Origin of the sequence: Vannielia sp. (assembly GCF_029212645.1) — a bacterium.
In the GTDB taxonomy this organism is placed as follows: Bacteria; Pseudomonadota; Alphaproteobacteria; order Rhodobacterales; family Rhodobacteraceae; genus Vannielia.
Genome location: NZ_JARGND010000090.1, coordinates 1 through 4,995 on the forward strand (window position 1 = coordinate 1; position 4,995 = coordinate 4,995).

The window sequence follows — 4,995 nt, forward strand, 5'->3', positions numbered from 1 at the left end:
CGGCAATCGCCTGCAAAAAGGCCTGCCGTTCTGCCGCCGCCAAGTGCTCATCGGTGAAAAGCTCTTCGAGTTGGTCCACCAATAGCGCCAGTTTGGCCTGCGGTGGATTGCCCAGTACATCCTGCTTCCTCTTGGCGCGTTCTGCCTCGGACACATGGCTTTTTCGCGCCAAAGCCTCAGCCTCTTCAGCCAGATCAAAAGCCGCCTTTTGCGCCGCCTCCGACAAAGCCCCTTTCAGCAAAAGGTCCGCCCCTTGCGGCGTGGTGCTCAAAAGATCAGCCAACTCAGCCACAGTGGTTCCGTCGCTCAGCAACTCCGGTAAGGCGGTTTCGTTGGTCAGGGCTTTGGCGAAGGCCTCCACCAGATTGCCGCTGGCATCGCTGGGCCTGAACACCGCCCGGCGCCACAGGCCCACGCCTTCAACAACCCCCGGCTCCACCAACAAGGGCAGCACACCCGCGCGCACGAGGCTGGATTTCCCGCCACCCGAGCGCCCAAGCACCATCACAAAACTCTGTCCCGATGCCGCTTGCCCGCGAAGCGCCTTCAGAACCTTGGAAATTGCCTGGGTGCGCCCATAAAAGATAGGAGCATGGGCAAACTCGAAGCTCTCCAAACCGCGAAAGGGAGAGCCCTCCCAACGGGGGCCGCCAGACGTCTCGACAGCGCCGCTATGGTTGGTAAATACCACGCCCAGTTCATCGAGACGGCGCGCAATCAGTTTGTCGAGATGAATCTCGAAAGCCTCTTCAAACTCGGCAGAATCAGAAAAGCCATGGAACGCCGCCAATAGCGAGCCATCCTGATCGTGAAACCATTTCTGGATAAATCCATCCAAAGCGCGTTTCTGGTGAAGCCGCTCTTCGGCGTCGTGGTCATTCGCGAGGCTGATATAGGGTTCCGCCATTTTGCGATAAACCAACAGGTCCGGGCGACCCGTGCGTTGGATAGCATCCCATGCGTCTTCAAATTCAAATTCGGTGCCGCTGTCATATCGGCTGCCGTCGTCTCGCTGGATATGCGCGGGCAAACGGGTGCCCAATCGTGACCACAAAATGCAGATCACAATATCGGTGGTCGAGGGCTTTTCAATTTGGTCCTGAAATGTGGCCGTCGCCAAAAGCGGCTCATGTTCCCACACGATCGGCACCAAATGCGCCACCGATGCGTACCGTTCCGCCAGCCGCTTCATGACCCGGTCGGCCAGAATGCGTTCTTCGTTCACATCGCCAGGCGACGACAGAAAAATCTTGATCTCGGGGCGGCCCGCAGTCTCGTCAATGTCAGCCATAGTGTCTTTCTATCAAAGGTTGAAATCAACGCCCGCAGGCTTGACCAAGGCAAGCAACGACTGAAAGCTCTGCGTCACGCGCAATGCAGCTTCATGCCCTTGTGCACTGTTAACATTGTCGATTTCACCGTTTGCGCCATAAGAAACATCTATCGCGCCGACGCCTTCAATCTCTATCCTTGTTGGTTTTCCGATCTCACCGTAGGTAAAGGTCAGCACCCGGTCGTGCTGGTCGGTCAGGCGGATGATCTGGCCCTCGGCATTGTAGCTCAAGCTCGCCGAACCCCCTTTGGAGTTCTGCGCAAAAATGAGATTGCCCTTGATGTCATATTGGAAATCACTAACTAGCTCTTGCTTCCGGCGCAAATCCATATCCCTGATCCGAGATATCTTTTGGCTGCGCGGATCATATTCCAGATGAACTTCTTCGTTCGCTGTTTTCTTGCGTATCAGCCGGCATTGATCATCGTAGTCAAATTCCGATGCCATATTGCCACGCCGCTTCAACGTGGGCATTCCACAGGGGTGATAGCGCGTTTCAGTGGTGACTCCATCAATAGTCCGCGTATATCCGGCGGTATATTTACCACCGTATTTGTTGATACCCTCCTTATAGCTGACGGTTTCCTCGCTCAGGGGCGTCTCTGACCCGACAGACCGATATTCCATTTTCGTCGTATAATAATGAGATTCGATCCCCGGTTCCGTTATCTCATAATCCCCATAATCATAGGTCACATACGTGCCGTCCCGCGCAACCGTATAGGCAACAAACTGGGTGCCTTCGTGGTATCCGATCTCAAAAGAACTCCCGTCCGCATAGCGAATAAATCGCATATTGTGATTTTCGTCATACTCGTAGCCATAGGTGCCCCCCGCCATATTGATCGCCTGCACCAGGTTTCCCTCGGCATCATAGGTATAGACCGCCTCGCCGCCCTCCATTTTCAGGCGGGTGATCCACCCGCTCGCGTTGGTTTCCACCAATAGGCTATTTCCATCCGAAAAGAGAATTTCGCGAAAATGCCCATCCACATTCCGCTTGAGCCGATACCCGACCCCGTAGCGATCAAATTTCTCAACAATTCTGCCATCTAGAGAAAACCGCTCGTGGCCTGATTCCCCACGCCGGTAAAACCCAACAGGCTCCCGGATCACTTCGGCATTCACCGTCTGGGTCGAGGTCAGCCGCTGGCCGATCGCAATATCTTTCGGCGGCAAAAGACCACTATCAACAAGGTTCTTATATACGCTGGTCAGCAGGTCAACATCGCCCCCAAACCTGCTGCGAAGCCTTTGCGCTTCATCGTCCGATTTGAGCCAGCCTTCGCCTTCCATTGCGGCAAGCACCTCTTCGGTGAGTTTTTCAACATCATCCGCACTTAACTCAGACGGATGATAACTCCGTTGGGCACCAGACCCGTGTTCTATCAAAGACACCGATCCAACACCCGTCACCGAGAGCGACGTTTCATACCGCGTGCCCCAGCCCACGCCAAAGCTGAGGCTTTTCGAGCTCTTCGAATTATACGTTCGACTTATTTCAAATTCGGAATTTGAAAACACAACATCAGTGTAAGTAATGTAGAAATTACCGTTTTTCATATTCACGCCCGCGTGCAACGGCATCGCCATTGCAATCACGGTCGCAAACCCAATCCAACCCAGTACAAAACGCAGTCTTGAGTTTTGCGCGGAAAAGCGTGGAAAATTACGCATTTGGTCCTCGAATGACTTGATGAAAAATCAGTATCCCGGCGAAGTTAGGTCAAGTCTCCGGCATAGATCAAGCCCCCAGACCGCCCGAAAAGCCTTCGCGAAGGCAAGCATCAAGCCGCCGCCGTGTTTCGACCTACCGCTCACCGTTTTCGTGACGCCGCGCAGTTTGCCCAGCCCCGATCCGGCCAAGGCTTTGCACGCAATTACGCTCGAAGTAACGGTCGTGCTCCCGTCGCCCCATCTTGTTTGGTGTCGGAATTTGGCACCTTCAGCATTTCAGGGAAGGCTCAGATGAATATCGTGCTGCAAGGACGCATCCAGCGGCCCCTCTTGCCCGCACCAAAGCCCGCCGCGGTATCGGACCCTTCCAATCCCCCCGCCCGCTGCTACTGTAACCTGCAGCACAGGAGTCCGCTCATGCAGGAATGGTGGCGCAGCGCCGTTGTCTATCAGGTCTATCCCCGGTCTTACCAAGACGACAATGGCGATGGTGTCGGCGATCTGAAAGGCATCACCCGCCGCCTCGATCACATCGCCGATCTTGGGGCCGATTGCATCTGGCTGTCGCCGATCTTCGCCTCCCCGCAGGCCGATATGGGGTATGATGTATCCGATTATCTGGCGGTCGATCCGCTGTTCGGAGACATGGCCGATTTTGATGCGCTAATCGCAGCCGCCCATGCGCGCGGCCTCAAGGTGATCGTCGATCAGGTGCTCTCACATACCTCGGAAAGGCATGCATGGTTTGCCCAGTCCCGGCTTGATCGCACTAATGACAAGGCCGATTGGTATGTTTGGGCCGATCCCCTGCCAGATGGCTCGCCGCCCACCAATTGGCACAGCCATTTTGGCGGCCCCGCGTGGGAGTTTGATCCCCAGCGCGGGCAGTATTACCTGCACAATTTCCTCGCCTCCCAGCCTGACCTGAACTTCCATAACCCCGATGTGGTGGATGCCATCCTCGACACCTGCAAATTCTGGCTCGACCGGGGCCTCGATGGCTTTCGCCTCGACACGGTGAACTACTATTTCCACGACCGGAAGCTGCGCTCAAACCCACCCGCGCAGGCCAAACCGCAGGTCATGGCAACAGATCTCTACGGGATGCAAAACAACATCTACAACAAGACCCGGCCAGAGAACCTTGGCTTTCTGGAACGGCTGCGCGCCCTCACCGATCGGTACCCAGAGATCATGATGGTTGGCGAGGTGGGCGAAATGGGCCACCGCTCGATCGAGATCATGGGCGAATACACCGAAGGCACCCATCGCCTTCACATGGCCTACTCCTTTGCGATGCTTGGGCCTGATTTCACCGCCGAGCACTTTCGCAACTGTATCGAAGGTTTTCAGCTAGGCGCGCCCGATGGGCACCCCTATTGGTCGTTCAGCAACCATGACGTGCCCCGCCAGGTGAGCCGCTGGGCGGAATTTGCGGTGTCAGAGGATGCCATGGCTCGGCTGGCCTGCGCGATGCTCATGTCATTCGAGGGGACAATCGGCATCTACCAGGGCGAGGAGCTGGGCCAAACCGAAACCGAGCTCACATTCGAAGAGCTGACAGACCCGCCCGCCATCCGCTTCTGGCCCGCCGTGAAGGGGCGTGATGGCTGCCGCACCCCGATGGTTTGGGAGAAAAACGCCCCCAACGCAGGCTTTTCCACCGGCACCCCATGGCTTCCGGTGAAGGCCCCGCAGGCGGCAAAAGCGGTTGATCAACAGGGGGGCAACAGCATCCTCGCCTTCTACAAGGCCGCCATCGCCCGCCGAAAGGCCAGCCCGGCCCTCAGCCATGGCACAACCACCTTCATCTCCCTGCCCGAGCCGATCCTCGCCTTCACCCGCAGCGCCAAAGAAGAGGCGCTGACCTGCGTGTTCAACCTTTCGCCAAAGCCACAAAAGCTGAAGATCAGCGGCACGGCAGAGCTTGCTTTTTCCAATGCGGCAGAGCTTGGCAACGCCAGCCTCACCCTTGGCGGCAACGG

General features: G+C 56.6%; 3 protein-coding genes. 1 reads left to right on the forward strand and 2 read right to left on the reverse strand.

From position 1 onward, the window contains the following. Positions 1 to 1,291, reverse strand: a 1,291-nt coding sequence (locus tag P1U55_RS15710) for an AAA family ATPase (RefSeq protein WP_301048582.1), incomplete at its 3' end; no start/stop codon positions are given. A 12-nt stretch (positions 1,292 to 1,303) separates the two neighbouring features. Next, positions 1,304 to 3,010 (reverse strand): DUF6531 domain-containing protein, encoded by a 1,707-nt coding sequence (locus P1U55_RS15715; protein ID WP_301048583.1) that lies wholly within the window; start codon positions 3,008 to 3,010, stop codon positions 1,304 to 1,306. A 417-nt stretch (positions 3,011 to 3,427) separates the two neighbouring features. On the opposite strand from P1U55_RS15715, the gene P1U55_RS15720 reads away from it, so the two are divergent. Next, a partial coding sequence (locus P1U55_RS15720; RefSeq protein ID WP_301048584.1) for an alpha-glucosidase occupies positions 3,428 to 4,995 on the forward strand: 1,568 nt, incomplete at its 3' end.

Excerpts from the sequence above, each read along its gene's own strand:
- P1U55_RS15715 (WP_301048583.1), bottom strand. The coding sequence starts at position 3,010 with ATGCGTAATTTTCCACGCTTTTCCGCGCAAAACTCAAGACTGCGTTTT.